General features: G+C 67.1%; 20 protein-coding genes. 18 read left to right on the top strand and 2 right to left on the bottom strand.

The window, feature by feature from the left end:
* The first annotated feature begins 94 nt into the window (after positions 1–94).
* The 12 genes from K9U15_RS13565 (at position 95) to K9U15_RS13510 (ending at position 16,366) form a co-directional block, all read left to right on the top strand.
* Positions 95–2,830 carry a molybdopterin-dependent oxidoreductase gene (locus K9U15_RS13565; RefSeq protein ID WP_161959768.1) on the top strand — a complete coding sequence of 912 codons (2,736 nt, stop codon included), beginning with the start codon at positions 95–97 and terminating at the stop codon, positions 2,828–2,830.
* A complete protein-coding gene (locus K9U15_RS13560; protein WP_157780593.1) occupies positions 2,827–3,420 on the top strand; it encodes a 4Fe-4S dicluster domain-containing protein in 594 nt (197 codons plus the stop codon). The genes K9U15_RS13565 and K9U15_RS13560 overlap by 4 nt, the downstream gene beginning before the upstream one ends.
* Positions 3,421–3,485: 65 nt before the next feature.
* Complete coding sequence (locus K9U15_RS13555; RefSeq protein WP_096228464.1) at positions 3,486–4,151, top strand: molecular chaperone; 666 nt, start codon at positions 3,486–3,488, stop codon at positions 4,149–4,151.
* 4 nt (positions 4,152–4,155) lie between these two features.
* On the top strand, positions 4,156–5,460 hold the full coding sequence (locus K9U15_RS13550; RefSeq protein ID WP_154270400.1) for an MFS transporter: 1,305 nt from the start codon (positions 4,156–4,158) through the stop codon (positions 5,458–5,460).
* 246 nt (positions 5,461–5,706) lie between these two features.
* Positions 5,707–8,421 (top strand): LuxR C-terminal-related transcriptional regulator, encoded by a 2,715-nt coding sequence (locus tag K9U15_RS13545; protein ID WP_157780594.1) that lies wholly within the window; start codon positions 5,707–5,709, stop codon positions 8,419–8,421.
* Positions 8,422–8,597: 176 nt separating this feature from the next.
* Positions 8,598–10,109 carry a GNAT family N-acetyltransferase gene (locus tag K9U15_RS13540; protein WP_087191605.1) on the top strand — a complete coding sequence of 504 codons (1,512 nt, stop codon included), beginning with the start codon at positions 8,598–8,600 and terminating at the stop codon, positions 10,107–10,109.
* A 152-nt stretch (positions 10,110–10,261) separates the two neighbouring features.
* Positions 10,262–11,842: a GNAT family N-acetyltransferase gene (locus K9U15_RS13535; RefSeq protein ID WP_301156377.1), complete on the top strand. Its 1,581-nt coding sequence runs from the start codon at positions 10,262–10,264 to the stop codon at positions 11,840–11,842.
* Positions 11,843–11,958: 116 nt separating this feature from the next.
* Positions 11,959–12,492, top strand: a complete 534-nt coding sequence (locus K9U15_RS13530) for a GNAT family N-acetyltransferase (RefSeq protein WP_087191603.1) — start codon at positions 11,959–11,961, stop codon at positions 12,490–12,492.
* Between the two features lie 127 nt (positions 12,493–12,619).
* Positions 12,620–13,453 (top strand): alcohol dehydrogenase, encoded by an 834-nt coding sequence (locus K9U15_RS13525; RefSeq protein ID WP_096228696.1) that lies wholly within the window; start codon positions 12,620–12,622, stop codon positions 13,451–13,453.
* 149 nt (positions 13,454–13,602) lie between these two features.
* Positions 13,603–14,181, top strand: a complete 579-nt coding sequence (locus K9U15_RS13520) for a hypothetical protein (RefSeq protein WP_227154098.1) — start codon at positions 13,603–13,605, stop codon at positions 14,179–14,181.
* Positions 14,127–15,038 carry a GGDEF domain-containing protein gene (locus K9U15_RS13515; protein WP_241557739.1) on the top strand — a complete coding sequence of 304 codons (912 nt, stop codon included), beginning with the start codon at positions 14,127–14,129 and terminating at the stop codon, positions 15,036–15,038. Before K9U15_RS13520 ends, K9U15_RS13515 begins: the two co-directional genes overlap by 55 nt.
* Positions 15,035–16,366 (top strand): GGDEF domain-containing protein, encoded by a 1,332-nt coding sequence (locus K9U15_RS13510; protein ID WP_096228468.1) that lies wholly within the window; start codon positions 15,035–15,037, stop codon positions 16,364–16,366. Before K9U15_RS13515 ends, K9U15_RS13510 begins: the two co-directional genes overlap by 4 nt.
* 62 nt (positions 16,367–16,428) lie before the next feature.
* Here K9U15_RS13510 and gdhA read toward each other — a convergent pair whose 3' ends face one another.
* Positions 16,429–17,760: an NADP-specific glutamate dehydrogenase gene (gene gdhA / locus K9U15_RS13505; RefSeq protein ID WP_301156374.1), complete on the bottom strand. Its 1,332-nt coding sequence runs from the start codon at positions 17,758–17,760 to the stop codon at positions 16,429–16,431.
* Between the two features lie 236 nt (positions 17,761–17,996).
* Between gdhA and K9U15_RS13500 the strand changes: the two genes are divergently transcribed.
* Together K9U15_RS13500 and K9U15_RS13495 are read left to right on the top strand one after the other, a co-directional pair.
* Positions 17,997–19,352, top strand: coding sequence for a DUF2130 domain-containing protein (locus K9U15_RS13500; RefSeq protein ID WP_096228469.1), 1,356 nt, complete (start codon positions 17,997–17,999; stop codon positions 19,350–19,352).
* A 228-nt stretch (positions 19,353–19,580) separates the two neighbouring features.
* Positions 19,581–19,817, top strand: a complete 237-nt coding sequence (locus K9U15_RS13495; protein WP_227154101.1) for a hypothetical protein — start codon at positions 19,581–19,583, stop codon at positions 19,815–19,817.
* 124 nt (positions 19,818–19,941) lie between these two features.
* On the opposite strand, the gene K9U15_RS13490 is transcribed toward K9U15_RS13495, so the two are convergent.
* Positions 19,942–20,445 (bottom strand): DUF188 domain-containing protein, encoded by a 504-nt coding sequence (locus K9U15_RS13490; protein WP_301156372.1) that lies wholly within the window; start codon positions 20,443–20,445, stop codon positions 19,942–19,944.
* Positions 20,446–20,650: 205 nt separating this feature from the next.
* On the opposite strand from K9U15_RS13490, the gene dltA reads away from it, so the two are divergent.
* From dltA to dltD, 4 genes are read left to right on the top strand one after another with little or no spacing between them, the layout of a single operon-like run.
* Positions 20,651–22,198, top strand: a complete 1,548-nt coding sequence (gene dltA / locus K9U15_RS13485) for a D-alanine--poly(phosphoribitol) ligase subunit DltA (protein WP_123674346.1) — start codon at positions 20,651–20,653, stop codon at positions 22,196–22,198.
* A gap of 16 nt (positions 22,199–22,214) precedes the next feature.
* A complete protein-coding gene (gene dltB / locus K9U15_RS13480) occupies positions 22,215–23,387 on the top strand; it encodes a D-alanyl-lipoteichoic acid biosynthesis protein DltB (protein ID WP_301156370.1) in 1,173 nt (390 codons plus the stop codon).
* Positions 23,380–23,634 carry a D-alanine--poly(phosphoribitol) ligase subunit DltC gene (gene dltC / locus K9U15_RS13475; RefSeq protein WP_301156368.1) on the top strand — a complete coding sequence of 85 codons (255 nt, stop codon included), beginning with the start codon at positions 23,380–23,382 and terminating at the stop codon, positions 23,632–23,634. The genes dltB and dltC overlap by 8 nt, the downstream gene beginning before the upstream one ends.
* 6 nt (positions 23,635–23,640) lie before the next feature.
* Entirely contained in the window at positions 23,641–24,921 is a 1,281-nt protein-coding gene (gene dltD / locus K9U15_RS13470; RefSeq protein WP_301156366.1) for a D-alanyl-lipoteichoic acid biosynthesis protein DltD, read from the top strand.
* The last annotated feature ends 13 nt before the right edge of the window (positions 24,922–24,934 follow it).

The raw sequence follows: 24,934 nt of genomic DNA, 5'->3' as shown, positions 1-24,934 counted from the left end.
GAAGGCCTGTCGGCATAGCACCGGCGAGGGCCCGCTGCGGGGCGCCGCATCGCAAGGCAAGCGATCGAAACACGAGGAACGGAGGATGAGAAACGTGGAGAATGCTCAGACAGGCACCGAAGGCGAGACGAGGAAAGTCTATGCCGGCTGCCGATCCTGCCACCTGAACTGCCCTGTGTGGGTGACGGTGAAGGACGGGCGCGCCGTCAAGGTCGAGGGCGACCCGAAGCTCGGTCCGCCCAACATGGGCAAGGCATGCGTGAGGGCCTCGGAGGCCATCCAGTTCGAGTACAGCCCGACGCGCCTGCGCTACCCCCTGAAACGAGCGGGGAAGCGCGGCGAGGGGAAGTGGGAGCGCGTCTCATGGGATCAAGCCGTGGACGAGATCGCAGCCAAGATCCATGAGATGGTGGAGAAGCACGGCGCGGAGACGTTCGTGCTCCCGGGACGCACCGGGCGCCATGACATGGGTTGGGTCGCCCACCGCATCGCCCGGACCATCGGCACCCCCAACAACTACTACGGGGCCATCCAGGTTTGCTACCTGCCGCAGTTCCACGAGCAGGTCAACTACGGGTTCTACACGGCGACCGGCGGCGGCTCGGCTGCGACGAAATGCCACGTGAGCTTCTCCGCCGAGCAGGCCTACGCGTGGCCGATCCAGGCGCAGACCATCATGGCGAACAAAGAGAACGGCATGAAGCTCATCGTCGTGGATCCCGTCCAGGGAGTCTATGCCAGCAAGGCGGACGAGTGGGTCCCCGTGCGTCCCGGCACCGACGTCGGCTTGATCATGGGCATGGCGAAGGTGATCATCGACAAGGGCCTCTACGACAAGGACTACGTCGTGCGCTGGAGCAACGCCCCCTTCCTGGTGCGGGGCGACACGGGCGGTTTGCTGCTTGAGAGCGACATCGTGGAGGGCGGCAGCGACAAGCGCTTCATGGTGTGGGACGAGAAGGAGGACCGCCTGAAGTACTGGGACGCCGAGGAGATCCAGTGGGAGGGCGGCCCCTCCGGCAAGGCCCATTACGACCATCTGGTGGAGCTGTTCGAAAAGAACAAGACCTCGACCGAGAAGTCGCCGGCGGCCGACCTGCCCGACTCCATCATGCCCGCGCTGTTCGGCGAGCACGAGGTGGAGCTCTGCACGCGCGGAGGAAAGATCACCTGCATCCCGGCCTTCCAGATGCTCGCGAACAACGTCGCGGAATGGACGCCCGAGCACACCGAGTCGATCACGGGCGTTCCCGCCGACCAGGTGGAGCGCGTGGCCACGATGATCGGCACGCTCAAACCCGTCGACATCAACCAGGGCATGCAGTACATGTCCACGAACGTCTCGCAGTACGTGAACGCCATCAACGTGCTGAAGATCATCACCGGCAGCGTGGACGTGGCGGGCGGCAACGTGCTCGGCGCCTTCTACCCGGTGACGCCGCACGCCTTCCCCAGCGAACTCGACCTTTCCTGGGCCGACGGGCTGCCCTTGGAGCAGAAGCGCAAGCGCCTCGGCTACTACACGCACCGGGTGGGCTGCGGCTACGCCTGGGAGGAGATGGTGAAGTGGCAGCCTATCCGCCCGCAGAACGCCGACGGCGCCATGCTGTTCCCCGACCTCACGAGCGTCATGGAGGCGGCGGAGACGGGCCGTCCCTATCCCGTGCACGGCATCATAGCCATCTCGTCCAACTGGCTCATGCACGATCCCACCCTCGCGCGCTGGCTCAAGCTGCTCGAGGACGAGACGAAGATCGAGCTGCACGTGGTCACGGACGTGGTCATGACCCCGACGGCCGAGATGGCGGACTATGTGCTGCCCGCCGTCACCTGGATGGAGCGCAACTTCCTCAACTTCGGCACCGGCGGCGGCTCGAGCCCGCTGCACCAGGCCTACAACAAGGCCGTCGAGCCCCTCTGCGAGGCGCGCCACGACTACGATTTCGGCGCGATGCTCTCCAAGGCGCTTGGCAAGTACGACAAGCGCTACGTTGAGGGCCGCCTCAACCACGAGTGGACCAACCACTGGGCGGGGGAGTACGGGAAGTTCTGGCCCGCCGACACCATCGACGGACAGCGCGACCTCCTGTCCCGCGAGTTTTTGGGCATGCCGTTCGAGGACGTGCTCAAGCGCCGCGTGGTGGCGGTCCCCGGTGCCGACACGCCGCCGTCCACGGAGCGCTTCCTGATAGCCGGGAAGTTCCCCACCGACACGGGCAAGGCGAACCTGTTCTCGACGATCCACCAGAAGTGCGGCTACCCGCCCCTGCCGGTGTACGTCGAGCCGGCCGAGTCCCCGCTGTCGCGCCCCGACCTCGCAAAGGACTATCCGCTGGTTGGATCGTACGGCAAGCGGCAGGCGGGCTTCTTCCACTCGGAGTTCCGCCAGCTGCCTTGGACGCGAGAGATGACGAGGACGCCCGACGTGTTCATCAACCCGGAGACGGCCGCGCAGTTCGGCGTCGCCGAGAACGACTGGATATGGGTGGAGTCCCCGCCCACGGGAGGGCGCGCCCCCTACAACAAGATCATGGGCAAGGTGTCGTTCAGGTTCATGGTCGCTCCCGGCATTGTCTCGTACTCCCAGCACGCTTGGTGGCGTCCCGAGAAGACCGTGGAGGAGGAGCTGCACGGTGCCTTCGAGTGGAACACCGAGGCCCTGATCGAGGTGGAGAACAACTGCCCCGAGACCGGATCGGGCGGGTACCGCTCGCAGATATGCCGTATCTACAAGGCAACCGAGGAGGATATCGCGCGCTACCGGCCCGAGATCACGCGCGAACAGCTCGAGGCGCTCATGCCCATGACCCCGGAGGAGTGTGCAAAATGACGCAGCTAGGTTTGGTCGTATCCCTTGACCGTTGCATGGACACGCGCGGCTGCATGGGGGCGTGCAAGCAGGAGAACAACGTCGACCTCGGCGCGTTCTGGGTACGCACGTACACCTCCACCACCGGCGGGTTCCCCGATGCGGAGACGTACTTCATCCCGGTGATGTGCCAGCATTGCAGAAAGCCCTCCTGCGTTCCGGCCTGTCCCGAGCAGGCGATACGCAAGCGCGAGGACGGAATCGTCGTCATCGACACGGCACCTTGCGCCGCCTGCGGGGGGAAGGAGTGCATGGACGCCTGCCCCTACGGCGCCATCAGCTACAACGAGCGCGACAACACGGTGGGGAAGTGCGATATGTGCGCTGCCCGCGTGGACCAGGGGCTCGCTCCCGCCTGCGCGTTCGCCTGCAACTCGAACGCGTGGATGTTCGGGGACGTGGACGATCCCGAGAGCGGTATATCGCAGGTTCTCGCAGCGATGGGCGACAACGTCCACCAGCTCAAGCCGGAGACGGGCAACGAGCCCTCCTGTTACTACCTATTGAGCTCGAAGCGGTGGCAGGACATGGACGGGCTGCGCGCCCGCTAGCAGGCACGCCGGCAGGCCGGGGCCTCTGCCCCGGCCTGCCGGGAAACAGGGAAGGAGGGGCTTCGATGGAGAACCATGATGCCCTCGGGGAAGGTTTTTGCAAAGCTCAGGCCGAGCGTCTGAGCCTGCTCGCCCGGATATTCTGGAACGTCGCCGACCGCGAGGCGCTGGAATCGCTCGATCTCGCCCCGTTCGACGGCATGGGAGAGGCCGTCGAACGGGCGAGGGAGGGCGTCGAGCGGGACCGGAGGCGCGCGCTCGCCGACGACGGCGCGGCGCGCGACCTGAGGGTGGAGTACACGGCCCTGTTCGCGAGCTCGCGGCTGGGCGCGCCCCTGCCCTACGAGTCGCTGTATGCCGACGGAGGGGGCCTTCTCATGCAGGGGGCCCGCGACGAGGTGCGCGAGCTGTATCGGGCGGGCGGTTACGCTGCGGGGCAGGAGGACGGCGAGCCGGAGGACCATCTTTCGAACGAGCTACGCTTCCTCGCCTTCCTGTACGATCGGGCACGCCTCGCCCAGGAGGCGGGGCGGGACGCGGAGAGGGACGGGGCGCTGTTGGAGGCCTCGGCGTTCAAGGAAGCGCATCTGGCCAGATGGGTCCCTTTTTTCTGCGACCGCGCGTCCGCTACGGCCGAATCCGATTTTTACCGAAGCATCCTGGTCCTTCTGAGGTCGTGCGTGTGCGATCGGGCCTCTTGCCAGGATAGTGCTCACCCAGAGAGGGGATGATATCGTGTCAGAAAAAGCAAAGGGGAAGTTCTTCACCCAAGGTTGGATCCAGGTGTTCCTCGTTTTCATCGTCTGCATCGTCACGCAGGGGTTCGGGCTGTACTCGTTCAGCATGCTCCGCATTCCCATGACGGAGATGCTGGGAGCCGAGGCCTCCGTCGTGAGCCTGGGATTCTCGGTGTACCTCGTGGTGTCGGGGGTCGCCGGTCTCGCCGTGAACGGCCTGGTCTCCCGTATCGGCATCAAGGGATGCCTGCTGATCGCCGCGGTCATGTACTCGGGCGGGTTCCTGATACTCGGCTTCGTCGACTCGCTGTGGATGGTGTTCTTGGCGTACGCCGTCATGGGCATCGGCAACGGATGCGGCGGCTTCGTGCTCATCACGTCGATACCGGCGAACTGGTTCGTCAAGCGTCGCGGCCTCGCGACCGGCATCACGCTCTGCGCGACGTTCCCCGCCTCGCTCATCACCACGAACCTGGTTGCCGTGCTGGCCGCCGCCGGCAGCTGGCAGAACGCCCCGCTGATCTTGGGCCTCATCTCGTTCGTCGTGCTTCTGGTCTCGGCGTTCCTCATCAAGTTCCGCCCGCAGGACGTCGGCCTGTACCCCGACGGGATGACCGAGGAGGAGGCGGCGCAGGTGAAGAGCGAGGAGACCGCCGGCGCGGTCAAGGTGGTCGGACTCAACCGCTCGCAGGCGGTGAAGACCTTCACGTTCTGGGCCATCATATTTAGCTTCGGCCTGATCGGCATCGGCGAGCAGGGCGTGTTCCAGAACTTCCCCACCTACATCGTCTACACCGGGTTCGACTTGGCGACGGCCGGCGTGTTCATGACGTTCCTCTCCATCGCGGGCTGTGTGGGCAAGCTCCTGTCCGGCTACTTCATCGACCGGATCGGGCCGCGCATCACCTACGTCGTGGTCAACGTGCTCGCCGCCTGCGGCCTTCTGCTCATCGTGCTCTTCGGCGCCAACGTCGCGGTGCTCTACATCGGCGGCTTCTTCTTCGGCGCCGCCCTGAGCTCGGCGCCCGTGTGCTTCACGTCTGCCGTGTCCAAGTACCTGGGCCCCGCCTACTTCGCCGCCCTCTACAGCATCGCGTTTTTGGCGAAGACCGTCATGGACGCCATCGGCGTCCCCGCGCTCGCAGCGGTGGGCGGCTCGGCCTTCGGCTGGGACGGCGCGCTGATCGTCGGCGCCGCGTTCATCCTCGTGTCGGCTGCGTTCATGCTGTTCGGCGCCAAGAAGAGCAAGGAGCTCACGAAGATGGAGGAGGACGCCGTCAAGGAGCTGGGAGAGAGGGCGTAGGCCGACGCGCTTTCCATCCAACAACCTCGCGCAGCGGTTGCGGGCGGGTGTCGCCGACTTGCGGTCGGCACCCGCCCTTTTCTATCCATGACCGAAATACGCGGCAAAAGGTGTGGTAGAATCCTGAAAAAAGGTTCGGGTAAAGACGAACGGCCTTTCCGCCGCTATGAAGCGAACACCCGGCATGTCGGGGAAAGCCGGTGGGAAACGCAGGGTTTGCACGAAGGAGTCAGCGAGGCTCGGCTTATGGAGAACCTTTCCGCATTGCGAACGGATCCCGGCGTATTCCCCTCGACGAAGCTCCGCGCCCCGCGCCTTCCCAACCGCCTCTACCCGCTTGGCGAGCTTTACGAGCTGGTGGAAAGGGCCTTAGACAAGAACTCGCTCATCCTCGCGGCCCCTGCCGGCTGCGGCAAGACCTCGCTCGTCGCCGCCTGGGAAAGGCATGCGAGGCAGTCCGAGGACGGTACGCCGACGAGCGTCTCGTGGGTCAGGCTCGATGCCGACGACAGCGATTACGCGCGGTTCTGCAGCCTGCTCCTTGCCGGTTTGGAGGCTTTCGTCCCGGACGTGCGGCAGCAGTTTTGCGAGGTGCTGGGGGACGGCGGGCCGGATGCGGTTCCGGGCGCCCTGGTAGTCGCCATCGAACGTGCCGGCCTGCCGGCGGCTTGCGGCAGGAACGTGCTCGTACTCGACAACTTCGAGGCTGCGAGCAACGGCCCGGTCGACCGCCTCGTCAGCTATCTCATCGCCTACATGCCGGCCGGGTACAAGCTCGTTGTGTGCAGCCAGGAAGCGCCCTCTCTCTCAGCAGCGAGCCCGGTCCCGGATTTCGACGACATGGCCGCGCTCGTCACTGCGGAGCAGCTCGTGCTGGACGATAAGGCGGCCGCGGGGTTCCTCCGTTCCTCTCTCGGGGAGGAGGCAGGGGTGCCCGAGAGCATCCTCGGCTCGGCGGTCCGGGCGGCCGGCGGTCGGCTTCCGGCCTTGAACGTGGCTGCGCGCTGCCTTGCCGAGGCGCGGCCCCGCATGGACGAGGTTCCCGATTCTGCTGCATGCGGCCGGCTCTCGCTGCTGGACGAGCTCTTGGCGGCGCTCTCCGAACGGGAGCGGGACCTTCTGGTGAAAACGTCCTTCCTCGACTTAGTGAGCCCGCCGCTTTGCGACGATGTCCTTGAAGCCGAGGGGTGCGACGGCGTCCTGGCGTCGATCGCGGCGAAAACCGGCGTCCTCGTGACGGTGGACGGCAAGAGGCGCTGGTACAAGGCGCAGAGCCCTTGGCCGCATTACCTGCAATCGAAGTTCAGGAAGCTCGATCGCGCCGAGGTGAGGGGGCTGTGCAAGAGGGCCAGCGCCTACCTGAAGAACCATAACCATGTGGGGCAGGCGATCGACTGCCTGTGCAAAGCGGCCCTTTGGGACGAGCTCGAAGACCTGGTCGGCGAGCATCACCTCTCGCTCATGTTCGACAACCGCTTCGACGTGTTCGGCGAGGTGCTCTCGAAGCTGCCGCGTCACGTCCTCGAATCATCCCCGAAGCTGAGCATAGCCCAGGCATGGGTGCTCGCCAAGGCCGGCTCGGTCGAGGAGTCCGTACGCTTCGTGAAGATGTCGGAAAGCCTTACCGATGCGGATTCCCCCGATGCTTCCCAGCTTAAGGCGGAACGCTTGGCCGTGCTATCCCTTTGCTGCGGTCACAGCGGCGACATCCGGGCGGGGAAGGATATGGTGGCCGAGCTTCTAAGCTGCGGCCAGGGCGACCCGGGAGTGCTCGCCAGCCTGGTGTACAACGCGGCGGGGTGCATCGTGGCGAGGGAGAAGGAGCCCGCAAGGGTAGTCGATTACCTCGAAAACTGCTTGGAGGTAGCCGCGGGCCAGGGTAACAGGCCCGCATGCTCGGTGCTTTGCTATTTCGCAGCGCGACAGCGCATCGATGCGGGGGACTTGCGGAGTGCCGAGAAGACTGCTTGGAGGGCAAGGGACGGCCTCGGCTTCTCCAGCATGGACGAGCTCGAGGTCCTCCCCGAGGTGATAGAGGCGACGGTCATGCGGAAAAGAGGGGAGTTCGCACGCGCCGAGGAGGCTTACTCCCGCTGTCTCGGCTCTCTCGGCCCCTCTTCGGGGATCGAGTTTTTCGCCGAGGCGGGGTGCGGCCTCGCCTTGGCGCTGCGCGCGCAGGGCAGGATGGGGGAGGCCGCCGACACGGCCCGCTCGATCCTGCAGCTCTGCGACAGGAGCCATGCGGAGCGGCCGCGGCTGATAGCCCTCGTGTACCTGGCGATGATCGAGATAGACGCCGGGAACATCGACCAGGCCGCCGACCATGTTCGGGCGCTGAGGGGCGCGAACCCCGCCTCGGCGGATCTTATCGGCGACCTGATCGCGCTCGCCCTTGCGCGCTTCCGCTTCGCGAGCGGCCAGGTGGAGGAGGCGGGGAAATCCCTCGACCGGCTTGCCGGGGCGTTCGAGGAGAGCGGGCGCTACGGGCTCCTCCTTTCCGCGCTCGTCGCCAAGGGCATGGTCCTCTACGCCCAGGGCCTGCAGGGGCCTTCCTCGCATGCGGTCTTGCGCGCCTTGGAGCTGGCCCGGGACACCGGCGAGATAGAGGCGTTCGTCAACGAGGGGTTCTCCATGACGCGCCTGCTCGGGGGGATGCGCGAAAGGAGGCTCGTGGGCGACGGCCTGGACGCCCTTGCGCAGAGGATAACGCAGGAGATCGCCGAGCTGAACATCCCGGAGCCCGCATGGCGCCTCGAACGGCGCGACGGCAGCCCCCTGACGGCACGCGAGCGCGAGGTCTGCGAGCTGCTCGCCCTCGGCTACAGCAACCGGCAGATCGCCGAGAGCCTGTGCGTGTCCATCAACACCGTCGACACGCACCGCAAGAGGATATACCTGAAGCTGGGCGTAAACAACCGGAAGGACCTGGTCGAGAAGATCGGTGCAGCGGGGGGACGGTGACGGGGGCTTCCCGTCGCGCCCCCGCTTTGCGAGAATCTTACCGAATGCCTCCTTTACCTGCCCGCGTGCTCGTGCGACAATGCGCTGCGGCCTTTTCCGGCCGGGAATCCAGCGGACAACGAGGGGAGCGGGTGCAGGTGACAGAGGCGGCAGGGGCTCCGGCGGGAGGCCGGCATATGGCGCGCGGCATCGTGTGCGCGCTGGCGGGCGGGGTGTGCTGGGGCTTCTCGGGCACCTGCGCGCAGCTGCTCATGAACGACTACGGCGCGCCGGCGGAGTGGATCACCTGCGTGCGCATGGTCATCGCCGCCGTGTTCTTCCTGTTCCTAACCGCAGTGCGCGACTGGCGCGACCTCGTGGCCGTGTTTCGCGACCGCCGCTCGCTCGTGCAGATCGCGCTGTTCGCCGTCTTCGGCGTGCTGCTCACCCAGATGAGCTACCTGAACGCCATCAGGTACACGAGCGCCGGCGTGGGCACCACCATCGAGCAGATCGGCCTCGTGCTCATCATGCTCTACGTGTGCGTGCGCGCCCGGCGCCTGCCGCGCGTGCGGGAGGCGCTGGGGCTCGCGTGCGCCCTGGGCGGCATGCTGCTCATCGCCACGCAGGGCGAGATCGACCAGCTGGCCATCCCGCCCGAGGGGCTGGGATGGGGGCTCGTGTCGGCCGTGGCGCTGGCCTTCTACACGCTCATGCCCGTGCGCGTGCTGAAGAAATGGGGCGCCATGCTGGTCACGGGGCTGGCCATGCTGTTCGGCGGCTCGGCGGCGTCGGCCGTCGTGCAGCCGTGGGCCGTTCCGGTGCAGCTTTCGGGCGGCGCACTGGCGGCGCTCGTGGCCATCGTGCTCGTGGGCACGCTGGGCGCCTACATGCTGTACCTGCAGGGCGTGGCCGACGCCGGCCCGGTGAAGGCCAGCCTGCTGTGCTGCGTCGAGCCGGTGTCGGCCATGGTGCTGGCCCTGTTCTGGCTGCATACGCCCGTGTCGGTGTGGGACCTGGCGGGCTGCGGCCTCATTGTGGCCATGATCTTCCTCGTGACCGAACGGGAGAAGAAGCCGCGGGCCGCAGACGGAGTCGCGGAGCCGATTGCCGCCGGCATGGTCGCCTACGACGATCCGCCGCTGTTCGCCGGCCGCGCCTCGGTGCTGGGCTACTACACGAGCCGTCCCGCCGTGCGCGAGGACTTCGACCAGGTGTCGGCCCTGCTCGATGCCGGGCACGAGACGTTCGCCGCGCTCGGCATCGACGAGGGGCGCAAGAAGTACCCCTCGGCGCGCCGCCTCATGCACAGCATAAAGAACGGCACGACGCACGTGGTGGAGGACGCGCATGGGCATATGATAGCCGTGTTCGCCGTGTCGTTCTCGCCCGACAAGAACTATGCGGCGGGCATCGACGGCGCCTGGCTCACCGACACGGACGAACAGCCCCAACCCTACGCCGAACTGCACTGGGTTTCGGTGGCGCCCGCGGCGCGGCGGCGCGGCGTGGGTCAGTTCATCCTGGAGACGGCGGGCCGCATCGCGCGCGCAGGCGGGCGCCGGAGCATCCGCGCCGACGTGTACGAGCGGAACGTGCCCATCCAGAAGCTCTTGGAGAAGCACGGCTATGCGCGCTGCGGCATCCTCTCCATGAGGGACGTGTTCGGCCGCCGGAAAACCCGGGTGGCCTACGAGCGCCTTCTGTAGGCAAGGGCCGTCTGCGCCCGGTTTTGGGCGCATGATCAAAAACGACGCAAAAGGCTCGCCAAACCTCTTTACCGTGGTGGGCTTCCGTGGGACAATGCGCTGATGGATGCAAGGGGGGCAAAGCCCCGCGAGACAAGGAGAGGGGGAGGGCCATGGCCGGTCAGGCGTCAATCGCGCAGGCGGCGCCCAGGAAAAGCCATGTGGCACGCGGCATCGCGTTCGCGGCGCTCGGCGGCATCTGCTGGGGGTTCTCGGGAACCTGCGCCCAGCTCATGACGAGCGAGCTCGGGGTGCCGGTGGCGTGGATCACCTGCGTGCGCCTGCTGCTGGGAGCCCTCATCTTCCTCGTGGCGTGCCTCTTCAAGAACTGGCGCAGCCTGCGCGCCGTGCTGCGCGACAAGCGCTCGCTGCTCCGTATCGCGGCCTTCTCGATGTTCGGCGTGCTGCTCACCCAGATGAGCTACCTGTCGGCCATCTCCTACACGAATGCGGGCACGGGCACCGTGCTGGAACGCCTGGGCCTCGTGGTCATCATGTTCATCGTGTGCGTGCGCGTGCGGCGCTGGCCGAAGCCGCGCGAGCTGTTCGGCCTCGTGTTCGCCCTGGGCGGCACGTTCCTCATCGCCACGAAGGGCAACATCGGAGCGCTCGCCATACCGGCCGAGGGGCTCATGTGGGGCATCGTGTCGGCATTCGCGCTGGCGGCCTACACGCTGCTTCCCGGCAAGGTGCTGGCGAAGTGGGGCAGCTTCATCGTCACGGGCCTGGCCATGCTCCTGGGGGGCACGGTGGCCACCGTGTTCGTGCAGCCGTGGAGCATCCCCGTGGACATCACGCCCGAGCTCGTGGGCGTCATGGGTGCCATGGTGATCATCGGCACGTTCGCCGCGTACCTGTTCTACCTGCAGGGCATCACCGATGCCGGCCCGGTGCGTGCCGGCCTCGTGGGCTGCGTCGAGCCGGTGTCGGCAACGGTCATCTCGGCCGTGTGGCTGGGCACGCCCGTCACGCCGGTGGACGTGGCGGGCATCGCCATGATCGTGGTCATGGTGCTCTTGGTGACGCAGCGCGAGGAGGCGCCCGCGAAGGGCGAGGGCGGCCTGGACGGCTCGCCCGACGACCTGCCGCCCTTCGAGGGACGCGCCTCGCTTCTGGGCTATTATCGCTCCCGTCCTGCCACGCACGACGACTTCGTGCGCTTCCAGGAGGTGCTGGAAGACGGCCACGAGGCGCTGGCCGCCTTGGGCATCGAGGAGAAGGGGTCGAAGAAGTACCCCTCCGAGCGCCGCGTCATGCGCGCCATCGACTGGGGCACCGCCCATGTGGTCACGGTGCCCGAGCGCACCGGCGACGAGGAGGCCGGCGGCGAGCGCATAATCGGCGTGTTTGCCGTCGATCCGCGCGGAGACGAGGCCTATGGCCGTTCCTCGGGCGCGGACTGGCTCACCGAGTCTGCCGAGCCTCCTGCCGGGGAGGCCCCGTATGCGGCCCTGCACTGGGTGTGCGTGGCATCGGAGGCGCGCCGCCGCGGCGTGGGCATGTTCATCCTGGGCGAGGCCGAGCGCCTCGCGAAGGCTGCCGGCAAGCGCAGCCTTCGCTGCGATGTGTACGAGGGCAACGAGCCCATGCGCGCGCTGCTCATGGAGTACGGCTTCTCGTCCTGCGGCACCGCTGTCCTGCGCGACCGCCTGGGCCGTGAGAGACGCCGCGCCGCGTTCGAGCGCCTGTGGTGAAGGCGGGCGGCCCCGCCGGCCGTGCAATCCTCTGACCGCGCCCCAAGGCGCCCCTGCGACCTGCGGGTCGACGCTATGTTTCGAACGGCTCCTTTGAGAAGAAAGAGAACATCCCCGTGCAATTCCGCTCAACCCGCGCGTCGGACGTCGACCGCATCATGGACATCCTCGCCGACGGCCGGCGCGCGCTCGCCGAGCTCGGCATCGACCAGTGGCAGGGCGGGTACCCGCATCGCGAGGCTATCGAAGCCGATCGTGCACGCGGAGAGTCCTACGTCGTGGTCGGCGACGAAGGCGACGTCGTGGCCACGGCTATGGTGGGCTTCTCGGGCGAACGCGACTACGACCTGATCGATCGGGGCTCATGGCTCACCAACACGCGCTCGGATGATGCGTGCTACGGCGTGGTGCACCGCGTGGCGGTCTCGGCCTCGTGCAAGGGGCGGGGCGCCGCCTCGTTCTTGCTGGCCTGCGCCGAGGAGCTGACGCGCGATCGAGGATGCGAGAGCGTGCGCATCGACACGCATCCTGGCAACCTGCCCATGCGCCGTTTGCTGGAGAAGAGCGGCTACGCCGAATGCGGCGTCATCTACATTGCGCATGCCGAGGCGGGCACGCCCGAGCGCATCGCCTACGAGAAGCTGGTGTAGGCGGGCGATCGGTCGCGCCGTCGTCCCTTGCAGCGCCCGCGTCGGCGGGAGCGCGTAGCTGTCGAAATTCTGTCGGTTGCCCATCTGGGGGACGGCCTCAATGCGGCACGGTATAATGCTGAGCATTATGTCGGTGAAATCTCGCGAGAAAATAGCGCTCTTCGTGTTCCTGGTCCTTATCGTCCTTAGCCTGTGCGGCTTGGGATGGTACCTGGTGGCAGGGCACTCTTGGAACGTGGCGGCATCGAACCTGGATGACACGTTCGGAAGCATGGACGGCTACACCGCCATCGTGTACCCGGGGACTGCCGTCGAACCGGTGGCCGGGAAGGGTGCGGGGGATGCGGCTGCGGAGGACGATGCGGTTGGGGACGCGGCCGACGGCAAGGAATCGGCCGAAGGCGCGGCTGCCGGCAAGGAGGCCGATGCCGGCTCGCCGGATGCCCCGGGGTCGTCCGGCGGCAAAGACGCCACCGGCACGGCAGGGACCGCGTCCGTCCCGGGAACGGATGCCGGGGAGAGCCTGCTCGGCTCGAAGAAGAAGACGCTCAGCGCCCAGGAGGCAAAGGAAGGCTACGAGGAGAAGGGCGCCACGGTGTTCTCGCTCGACACGGTCGACCTCGACGCGTACCGCGAGGGCGTCATCCTGAAGAAGGGCGGGCACCGCTTCGGCGTTTTCGGCATCGCCGAGCCCACGTCCACCATCGTGCTGGAGAAGCAGATCGCCTACTTCAAGCGCCACAAGGTCGATTTCATCGTGCTCGTCACGCCCGACAAGGAGTACGCCGAGGACGTCTCGGGCATCGACATCGTGGTGTCCACCCAGGACGAGGACCTGTTCGTCATGGGCGAGACCATCGACGGCACGTTCTACGTGGACGCCCCGGCCGTCGGCTCGGTGGGCGCCATCCTCATATCCCCCAGCAACGTCGTGTCCGCCAAGGTGCTGCAGGCCTCGTAGGGCGTCGTCCGTTAGGCGCGGTTGGTGCCTCGTACGAGGCGGGCGAGACCGTGTAGAGAGGTTCAAGCAGGCGGGAAATCCTCCCAGTTCAAAGCCTTTCACCATGCTACAATGCCTCCGTGGATCTAAAGGCGAAGGAGCGATACGTAATGGCGGGCGAGGCGGGCAACGGGCAGGGGGCCTCCAGGTTCTCGTACAAGCAGATGGCGCTCTACGGTGTCATGCTGGCCGTTGTCTCCGTCATGGTGGTGTTCGCCTTCGGAGCGTTCATGGCGGTCTCCGACATGCGTCACGAGGCGGACGTGTCGATCGCGGCGGCCCTTCCCCGCGTGGAGGGGCGCATTGACGAGACGTTCAAGCTGCTCGAGACGCTCGCGGAGAGCGAGACGCTCTATGATCCCGACGTCGACGTAATGGAGAAGGTAGATTTCGTCGACAAGGTAAACGAGCATTTCGGGTTCTTCCTGCTCTGCTATGTGGACGCCGACATCAACGTGTGGGACGCAACGGGACCTGCCAGCCTGGCCAGCCGCTCGCACATGCAGCGCGTGTACTCCACCGGCGAGCGCTACGTCACCGACAGCTTCGTGGCGGGCGCCGACGGCACCACCCTCAACTACACCGTGATCGTGCCGTTGCGCGACGGGCAGGGTGCCATGCCACGTCGGGGCACGTGTACGACGATCCCTTTCTCGAGCCCATCCGCGATTCCATCGCCTTCGGCATGACCGCCGACGTCGTGCAAAGCGAGCTTCTGGACCTGAACCCGGTGGCGTTCTGGACCGTGGACGGCCTCGATGTGCGCTACTACACTGCCTCTCCCGTGGCGGGTACCGAGTGGGACGTCGTGAGCGTGGCAGGGTTCTGGGACGCGTATGCCAAGGTCATGCGCGTCATCTTCCCGCTGGCCATCGTGGCGGTGGCAGTCATCGCGGCGGCCTTCCTGCTTATGCAGCGCCCCTTCGCGCGCCAGATGAAGAAGGCGCGCCTTTTGGAGAAGTCGGTTGCCGAGCTGCAGAAGAAGGTCTACAGCGACGGACCCGCCGACAGCGGCTTCGCCGACCTCATCGAGCTCACCTCATCGGGGCTTTCCGACGGCCTGACCGGCACGGTGACGCGCTCGGTGTTCACGAGCCGGCTGGCGAACGCGCTGGACGGCGCCGGCGACGGCATCTACGTGCTCTGCTTCATCGATATCGATGACTTCAAGGGCATCAACAACACGTTCGGCCACGCAACCGGAGACATGGCGCTCAAAGCCGTGGGCTTCCTGCTGCGCGAGTTCGAGCGCCGCTACGACGGATTGGTCGGCCGCTACGGGGGAGGCGAGTTCACCTTGCTCATGACCGACTTCGACGACGAGGCCGAACTGCGACGCGTCCTCGACGAGCTCACCGAGCGCCTGCACGTGGATATCCGGGCTGGAAGCGCCTCGTTCGCGGTGCACTGCAGCATGGGCGCGTCGGTGTGGGATCGCCAGGTGGACGCCGACGAGCTCTTGGAGCAGGCGGATCGTGCGCTGTACCTTGTCAAGCAGCGTGGCAAAGAAGGCTACTGCGTCTACCAGGACGAGGAGTGGTCATGAGGCGTTCGGCGTGGCGAGGGGGCTTCGGATTCGCGTTGCTCTCCCTCGCGGCGGTCGCGCTGTGCGCCGCGCTCGGCATGGCCGTCTACAACGAGGTGAAGGACATTCGCCGGACCGATGCCGACAACCTGCTCGCCTCATTCCAGCAGACCATCGAGTTGAAGCTGAAGGGCGGCTTGGGCGAGACGGGCGATTTGGTGGCCGCCCTCGAGGTCGATCCTTCCGACGAGGCATGGTTGCCCGCTGCTGCGGATGCCCTCCTCGCGCGCGACGAGGTGGTCGGCGTTCTCTACGTGGTGGACGATACGATGCGCTACGCGTTTCCTGAAAGCGACTTCGGCAACATGGTGGGGCGCGACCTCTCCCAGTTCACCTACGTGTTCACCTTGGCGAAGTATACCGACGGCTTCGTCGTGGAGGGGCCGGTCACGCTTGAGAACGGCGTTGAGTCGTTCGTGTTCGTGGAACCCGTCGATGTCGACGGCGCGTACCATGGCGAGGTTGCGGTGGCCCTCAAGGCGGATTTCGTCATCGAGCAGCTCGACCTTTCCCTGCTCGAGCAGGGCGGCTACCTCTACGAGCTGTGGGCGGTAAGCCCCCAGGACGGTCGCAAGGACGTCATCGCCGTTTCGGACGGGGGGCACGATTTCTCCCATGCGGCGAAAGCGACCTTCGGCATGCCCTCCGAATGGACGCTGTCCGTCATGCCGGCCGACGGCTGGGTTCCGGGCCTCTGGACGGCGGCCATCGTGGCCGTGGCGACCGCAATCTCGCTCCTTTTAGTCGGCCTTATGTTCCTCGGTGAACGGACGAGGCGGATGGAACGATGCGTCGAACGGGCGAAGCGCACCGATCAGGAGACGGGCATGTACAACTTCGACGGCTTCGTTGAGATGCTCGAGAAAGAAAGGCTCGGCCCCGATTCGCCGCTCACGCTCATCTGCGCGACGGTGGACGATTTCGAGGAAACGTCCATCGCAATGGGCCGGGACGCGCGACAGGAGTATCTTGGCAAAGTGCTCGGGGAGATAGACGCGGCGGTGCGCGGCAACCAGGTGGGCGCACGGGTGGGCTGCGGAACCTTCGCCGTCGCCATCCGCGGGCGGGTGGGCAAGCAGGTGCTCGTGGACACGATGCGCTCGCTCGAGCTCGCCCTCATGTGGAAGGTGCGCGCGGGCGACCGCAAGGCGTTCTGCCGCGCACGTTCGGCAGCTGTGTACTATCCCGAGGACGGCGACGACCTCGTGGCGCTCTTGGAGCGGACGATCAAGCTGCTCGATCGCGACAAGCCCGAGGGGTTCGGCTCCAATCGCAGGCGCCGGAAGTAGAACATGAAGAGGCCCCGTCGATCGACAGGGCCTCTTCATGCGCTCGCTTCGTCGCGTTCGCGCTACACGATGCCTTGGGCCATCATGGCGTCGGCGAGCTTCTTGAAGCCGGCGATGTTCGCGCCCATGACGTAGTTGCCCTCGTGGCCGTACTCCTTGGCCGCGTCGTCGGCCGCGTGGTAGATGTTCTTCATGATGCCCTGCAGCTTGGCATCCACTTCCTCGAACGACCAGGAGAGGCGCTCGGAGTTCTGCGACATCTCCAGGCCGGACGTGGCAACGCCGCCGGCGTTCGCCGCCTTGCCGGGGCAGAACACCACGCCGTTCTCCATCAGGTAGTCGGTGGCGTCCATCGTGGTGGGCATGTTCGCGCCCTCGGCCACGATCTGGCAGCCGTTCGCCACGAGCTGCTTCGCGTCCTCGAGCAAGAGCTCGTTCTGCGTGGCGCAGGGCAGGGCGATGTCCACGGGCACGCTCCACACGCCGCGCCCGTCGTGGTACTCCACGCCTTCCTTGCGCTTCGCGTACTCGCTGATGCGGCCGCGCTCGACCTCCTTGATCTGCTTGACCAGGTCCACGTCGATGCCCGCCGGGTCGTGAATCCAGCCGGCGGAGTCGGAGAGCGTGACCACCTTCGCGCCGAGCTGCTGGGCCTTCTGCGTGGCGTAGATGGCCACGTTGCCGGAGCCGGACACGGCAACGGTCTTGCCCTCGAAGGAGTCGTCATGGCAGTTCAGGTACTCCTGCACGAAGTAGATGAGGCCGTAGCCCGTGGCCTCGGTGCGGGCGAGCGAGCCGCCGTAGGACAGGCCCTTGCCGGTGAGCACACCCTCCCACACGTTCTTGATGCGCTTGTACTGGCCGAACATGAAGCCCACCTCGCGGGCGCCCGTGCCGATGTCGCCGGCCGGCACATCGGTGTCGGCGCCGATATGGCGGTAGAGCTCCGTCATGAAGCTCTGGCAGAAGCGCATGACCTCCAGGTCCGACTTGCCCTTCGGGTCGAAGTCGCAGCCGCCCTTGCCGCCGCCCATGGGCAGCGTGGTCAGGCTGTTCTTGAAGATCTGCTCGAAGCCCAGGAACTTGATGATGCCCAGGTTCACCGACGGGTGCAGGCGCAGGCCGCCCTTGTAGGGCCCGAGGCAGCTGTTGAACTGCACGCGGTAGCCGCGGTTCACGTGCACGTTGCCCTCGTCGTCGACCCACGGCACGCGGAACATGATGACGCGCTCCGGCTCGACGATGCGCTCGAGCAGCCCCGCCTTCTCGTAGGCTGGGTTGGACTCGATGACCGGTTCCAGGGACTTCAGCACCTCGGTGACGGCCTGGATGAACTCCGGCTGCTCGGCATCCTTGGCCTTCACCTGCTCGATGACGCGATCGACGTAGCTCATGGTGGGGGAACCTCCTTCGGGGAATTTTCACATGCCCTCATTATAAGGTGCGAACGGTGATGACAATGATTATTTAAACGTTTTGAAACAAATCCGCTCCGGACGGGCGCATGCGGGATGCGCTCCCGCCCCTCCCGCCGCGTCCGACGGCGGAGGCTTCGACGAGTGTTCCGGACGTGGGACTGCCAGGGGCGGGCGGATGCGGTAGAATCGTCGGGACGCGAGAAGGAGAGAGCATGAACGAGATCAAGTGCCCCCATTGCGGCGGGATGTTCACCATCGACGAGGCCGGCTTCGCGGCCATCCTCAAGCAGGTGCGCGACGCCGAGTTCGACAAGGAGGTGCGCCGCCACGCCGACTTGCTGGAAACCGAGAAGCGCCAGGCGGTGGAGCTCGCCGTGGCCCAAGCGCTCGGCGATGCGCAGGGAGCGGCGGCGCAGAAGGAGGCGCGCATCGCCGAGCTGGAGGCCCGCCTTGAGGCGGCGGCGCGCGAGCGCGAGAGCGAGTCGCGCCTGGCCCAGGCCGAGCGCGAGCGGGCGCTGGCCGACGCGGCGGCGGCGAAGGATGCCCGCATCGCCGAGCTCGAGCAGCGCCTGTCCGCGCAGCAGCGCGCCAACGAGGCCGAGAAGCAGCTGGCGGTCCAGCAGGCGCGCTCGGCCCTCGAGCGCGAGCGCGACGAGCTTGCGGCGCAGGTCAAGCTCAAGGATGCCGAGAAGTGCCAGGTTGCCAGCGCCCTCAAGGAGCAGCTGGCCATCGAGCTCAAGGCGAAGGACGACATCATCGCCTACAAGGAGGGCGAGATCGAGCGCTACAAGGACATGAAGGCGCGCCTGTCGACCAAGCTTGTGGGCGAGTCGCTCGAGCAGCACTGCGAGGTTGAGTTCAACAAGATCCGCGCCACGGCGTTCCCGCGCGCGTACTTCGAGAAGGACAACGATCAGTCCGGCGGCAGCAAGGGCGACTTCATCTTCCGCGAGTGCGACGAGGAGGGAAACGAGATCGTCTCCATCATGTTCGAGATGAAGAACGAGTCCGACGAGTCGGCCTACCGCCACAAGAACGAGGACTTCTTCAAGAAGCTCGACGCCGACCGCACGAAGAAGGGGTGCGAGTACGCGGTGCTGGTCACCTTGCTCGAACCGGAGAGCGAGCTGTACAACCAGGGCATCGTGGACGTGTCGTACCGGTTCGAGAAGATGTACGTCATCCGGCCGCAGTTCTTCATCCCGATGATCTCCATCCTGCGCAATGCGGCGCTGAACTCGATGGCGTACAAGGCGGAGCTGGCCGTCGTGCGCAACCAGAACATCGACATCACGAACTTCGAGGAGTCGATGGAGGCGTTCAAGACGGGCTTCGCGCGCAACTACGACCTGGCCAGCCGCAAGTTCCAGACGGCCATCGACGAGATCGACAAGACCATCCTGCACCTGCAGAAGACCAAGGACGCACTCGTGTCGTCCGAGAACAACCTGCGCCTGGCGAACAACAAGGCCCAGGACCTCACCATCAAGCGCCTGACCAGGAAGAACCCCACCATGAAGGCCGCCTTCGAAGCATTGAAGGCCGATCAAGACGGCGACGAGTCGTAACGACGGGGAAGTCGGCATGCAGCCGCCCGCCTGTACGGGGCACGCGCGGGCGGGCGCGCTCGTCGCAGTGCTCGCGGCATCGTCGGCTCGGTCGCCTCGGGCTCGGGGAGGGCGGGTTCCCGCTCCGCGCGGACTAGGGCGGCTTCGTCGAGAACGGCACCGGACCGCGCGTATCGGAAAGCGTTCGTCGAGCGGCGCCCGCACGGCATGAAGGGCTTGCAGCGGGGAATGGACGGGGCGGTCATCGGGTTCTCCGACCTGTCGGCCGAGGGCGTGCTGCGCGCGAAGGCGATCGTCGGCAACGACGACGCCTCGTCGGGCTACTGGGGAGAACATGCCCGCCGCATGATGCGCCGGCTCTCGGGACCCGAAGGGCTCCCGGCCTTCACTGAGGCGCATGTGCGCTACAAAATCACCGATTTCGGCGTTGTGGCAAGTCGGGGAACGCCCCGTGCCTCGTATTGATTCGGAAGCCCTAGTCGAAAGTCCTGGTGGAAACGGTATCGAGGGTAATGGTTTTGCGACGGGCCCCTTCGAACTCCCGTCGATGCGCCGAAATCGGCGATTTTGCAGCAGGAAACCTCGCCAGCTAGTGCTCTCGTTCTCCGTCGCGCAGCGACTCCCCCACGAGGCGGCGCAGGTTCGCCGCGAAGCGCTCGCGGTCGTCGTCCTCGAAGGGGGCGGGGCCGCGCGTGCGCCCGCCCTGCCGGCGCACCTTCTTCTCCTCGTGGCGGATGTGCAGGTCGAGGTCGATGGTGGCCAGCGTGAACACGCGCCCGCGCACGCCGATGGCCCGCGCGCCGCGTCCGAGCGCCATGGCGGCCAGGCCGATGTCCTGCGTCACCACGATGTCGCCGGGCTGGAGTTCCTGCACGATGGCGAAGTCGGCCGCGTCCGCGCCCACGCCTACGGGCAGCGTGTCGACCCAGAACCCGCCGGTGGGCGTGCGCGGGTCGCCCCGCCGCAGATGGCGCGCCAGGTTCTGCGTCGAGTTGCCCGCGATGACGGCGGGCACCTGGCACGCGCGCGCGACCGCGAGCGCCTCGGCCGTGACCGGGCACGCATCCGCATCCAGGTAGATGGTGGGTTTCATGGCACCTCCGTCGCTTTCTGAACCCCCAACCAGTATAGGGCTGCGAACCGTGAGGTTTGCGCGCATTCCGTAACGGGCCGGTGACCGTTCTGTCAGGAGTCTGTGGCCGCAACAGCGCTTCCATAATCGGGTCCTATCTTTGATCCGCCCGCTTGAGGAACGCAGTCGGGCTTCAACCACGACGAGAGAGACGGGGCGGTGGTAGATGGCAGAGGAGAACGGATTCTTGCTTTCGGTTGAGAAAGCGGTGCGGTTGCGTCCGCAGGCGCCCGCCTACCGCGCGGCCGACGGGACGACGATGACGTACGGGGAGCTGTGGAAGCTGTCGGACGCCATCGCCGCGACGCTGGCGGCGCGCACGGACGACCGCGCGCCGGTCGTGGTGCTGGGGCACAAGGCGCCGCTCATGGTGGCCGGCTTCCTGGGCTGCCTGAAGAGCGGGCACGCGTTCGTGCCGGTGGACACGGAGATGCCCGCCGCGCGCCTCATGGACATCGTGTCCCAGCTGGGCGCGCCGCTGCTGGCAGCGACGGTGCCGGTGCCGGAGGCGCTGCGCGGCTGCGTGCCTGTCGGCCGCATCGTGGACGTGCGCGCGATCGCGTCGGCCCCCTGCCCGGTGCGCGCGCCCGACCGCGGGCGCTGGGTGACGGGCGAGCAGACGCAGTACCTCATCTTCACGTCCGGATCCACGGGCCGCCCGAAGGGCATCGAGGTGAGCGCGCGCAACGTCGCGCGCTTCATGGACTGGGTGCGCACCTTCCCGGTGATCGGCGAGGGCGGGCGCGTGTTCCTCGACCAACCGCCGTACTCGTTCGACCTGTCCGAGTACGAGGTGGTGGGCGCGCTGTCCACGGGCGGCTGCCTGCACGCCGTCGAGCGCGAGGAGACGGAGGACCTGCGGGCGCTGTTCACCGACCTGCGCGCTTCGGGCGTGGAGGTGTGGACGTCCACGCCGTCGTTCGCTGACCTGTGCCTGGTCGACCGCAGCTTCGACGAGCGGCTGCTGCCCGACGTGCGCCTGTTCCTGTTTTGCGGCGAGGCCCTGCGCCGCTCCACGGCCGCCGCCCTGCGCGAGCGCTTCCCCCGCGCCCGCATCGCGAACACGTACGGCCCCACCGAGTCCACGGTGGCGGTCACCTACGTCGAGATCGGGGACGCCGAGCTCGCCGGCGAGCGCCCGCTGCCGGTGGGCGCGGCGCGCCCCGGCACCGAGCTGCGCATCGTCGACCCCGAGACGGGCGCCCCGTGCGAGGCCGGGCGGACCGGCGAGATCGTCATCGTAGGCGACACGGTGGCCAAGGGCTACTTCCGCAACCCCGAGAAGACGGCCGCAGCCTTCTTCGACGCGACGCTCGCCGACGGCTCGCCCGCGCGCGCCTACCGCACGGGCGACGCGGGGCACCTCGACGAGAGCGGCATGCTGTACTGCGACGGCCGCTTCGACTCGCTCGTGAAGGTGAACGGGTTCCGCATCGAGCTGGAGGACGTCGAGGAGAACCTCGGCGCGCTGCCGCTCGTGAAGCAGGCGGCCGTGGTGCCCGTGCGCCGCCGCGAGCGGGTGGCGTACCTGAAGGCGTGCGTCGTGCTGCGCGAGCGTCCGGCCGGCACCGACTTCGAGATCGCGCGGCTCATCAAGGCGCGGCTCGCCGAGCGCGTGCCCGGCTACATGGTGCCGCGCGCGGTGACGCTCGTGGGCGAGCTGCCGCTCACCTGCAACGGCAAGGTGGACCGCAAGGCGCTGGCCGAGGCATGAGGCATGGCGAGCATCGATGACGTTCTACGCCGATCCGAGCTTCTTCGCGCTGCTGGCGCTGGCCGTGGCGGGCGCCGCCTTCCTCGGCCTGCGCGAGAAGCCGCTCGCGCGCTACGGCATGGCCGCTTCGGCAGCGTTCCTGGCGTGCCTGTTCTGCAAGGACCTGCCCGGGCTGGCCGTGGCGCTGTGCTTCGTGGCGGTGGCCGTGCTCTCGACGCGCTGGGTGCTGGCGAAGCCCCGCTCGAACAAGCGCTTCGCCGTCGCGTTCGCGCTCATCCTCGCGCCGCTTCTCTCGGCGAAGGTCGGCGCGGTGTTCGACCAGAACCTGCTGGGCTTCATGGGCGTGTCCTACATCACGTTCAAGGCGCTGCAGGTGCTGTTCGAGGTGCGCGACGGCATCATCGAGGAGCTCGGCCTGTTCGACTACCTGTACTTCCTCCTGTTCTTCCCGGTGTTCACCTCGGGCCCCATCGACCGGTCGCGCCGGTTCGCCGAGGATGCGCACGCGGTGCGCTCGCGCGACGAGTACGCGGGCCTCTTGGCGCGCGGCATCCTGCTTTTGCTGGTCGGGCTCGTCTACACCTTCGTCGTGGCCGCGTGGCTGCATCGGTTCTACGCGCCGGCGGCCTGGGGCTCGGGCCCGTTTCTGGTCGAGCTGGGCGCGCAGGTGCAGACGGCGTACGCGTACGGGCTGTACCTGTTCTTCGACTTCGCGGGCTACAGCCTCATGGCCATGGGAGCCAGCTACTGCTTCGGCATCCGGACGCCGCGCAACTTCCGCGCCCCGTTCGCCTCCGTCGACATCAAGGACTTCTGGAACCGGTGGAACATCACCCTGTCGTTCTGGCTGCGCGATTTCGTGTTCATGCGCTTCTCGCGCCTGGCGCTGAAGCGCCGCTGGTTCGACAGCCGGCTGGCTGTCGCGTGCTGGGGCTTCGTGTTCGACATGGCCCTCATGGGCGCCTGGCACGGCCTCACGGCGGACTACCTGCTGTACGGCCTGTTCCACGGCCTGCTGCTGGCCGGCACCGAGGCGTTCCAGAAGAGGTCGAAGTTCTACAAGGCGCATAGGAAAGACCCCGCGTTCAAGGCGCTGTCCTGGTTCGTCACGCTGCAGCTGGTGATGTTCGGGTTCGCGCTGTTCTCGGGGCAGATCACGATGCTCGTGAAAGGAGCGTTCCATGGCTGATACGACGCACGAGGAGCTCGAAGAGAAGATGCTCGACATCCTCGAGGAGGTGTGCGGCGACGATGAGGTGCGCGTGCGCCGCGACGAGGACCTGTTCGCGCTCGGGCTGCTCGACTCGATGGGCGCCATCGAGCTGCTCGTGGACATCGAGGACGAGTTCGGCGTGTTCATCGCCCCCACCGAGGTTGAGCGCGCCGAGATGAACACGGTGAACCTCATCATCCACCAGGTGGAGATCAGGCTGTAGGCGATCATGGCGAACCGGTCGGACATCCCGGGCGCGGCTCCGTCGGGCATGCGCCTCCTGCGCGCGGTGCTGGCGGGGCTGCTGGCGGCGGCGCTCGTGCTGGCGGGCGCGAACGCCCTGCTGCCCGCGCAGACCGCGCACGACCCCGCGCGCCTGTACGACTACGTGTACTCGGGCACGAAGTCCGAGAGCACGGCGTTCACGCTGGACACCATGAGCGACGACGGCTACCTGGCGTTCGGGTCGTCGGAATTCTACATCTCGAAGGACAAGGTGGCGCAGTGCCCGCAGCAGGTGCTCGGTGAGAACGTGACGGGCGTCGACCTCACCTACGTCGGCGAGGCGTACGACCAGAGCCTGTGGCAGGCCATCGCCGCGGGCGCGTACGGAAGCCGGGTGAAGAATAGAAAGGCGATGATCGTCGTGTCGCCCCAGTGGTTCTTCAAGGGCAACGGCGACCAGGGCAAGTTCGCCTCGAAGTTCTCCTACGCGCTGTACCGCCAGTTCGCGGACAACCCGAGCATCTCGGACGAGACGAAGGCCTACGTGCGCTCGCGCGTGGAGCAGCTGGGCGTGGACGCGAAGACGACGGCGGCCGCGCATCGCGATACGCCGCTCGACGCGGTGAACGACGCGGTGCGCACGGCGGCCGACGACCTGCGATTGCGCTCCGAGCTGCCGAGCGTGGTGGGCCAGGCGCCGCTCAAGAGCGCCGTGCGCGCCGCGGGCCAGCCCACCGGCGAGCCCGACTGGGACGCGCTGCTCGAGGAGGCCGACGCGTCGGGCGACGCCGCCTGCACCACGAACGACTACGGCGTCTACGACGCGTACTGGCAGAAGAACTCCGGCTACGACGCCGAGCGCGGCCAGACCTTCTCGCAGGCCGACGAGGAGTACGCCGACCTCGCGTGCTTTCTCCAGGTGTGCCGCGAGACGGGGATCGAGCCGCTCGTGGTCATCCTGCCGGTGCACGGCGCCTGGTACGATCGCGAGGGCGTCTCCGCCGACGAGCGGCAGGCGTACTACGAGCGCGTGCGCGGCATCGCTGACGCGGCGGGCGCGGCCTACGCCGACTTCTCCACCTGCGAGTACGAGAAGTACTTCCTCTGCGACACCGTGCACCCCGGGTGGCGCGGCTGGGTGCGCATCGAGCAGGCGTTCTACGACTTCGTGCACGATCGCGACGACGCCTTCCTCGGCGGCGGCTCGTTCGGCGCGGCCGAGGGCCTCGACGCGGCGGGCAACGCGGGCGCGTCGCTGGCGGGCGCGGGGGAGGCGTCCTCGTGATGGCGCGGGCGAT

This window comes from Gordonibacter sp. RACS_AR68 (assembly GCF_030418485.1).
GTDB classification, from domain to species: domain Bacteria; phylum Actinomycetota; class Coriobacteriia; order Coriobacteriales; family Eggerthellaceae; genus Gordonibacter; species Gordonibacter urolithinfaciens.
Note: the sequence above shows the minus strand (reverse complement) of the source record. Positions and strands in the feature narration are given on the sequence as shown.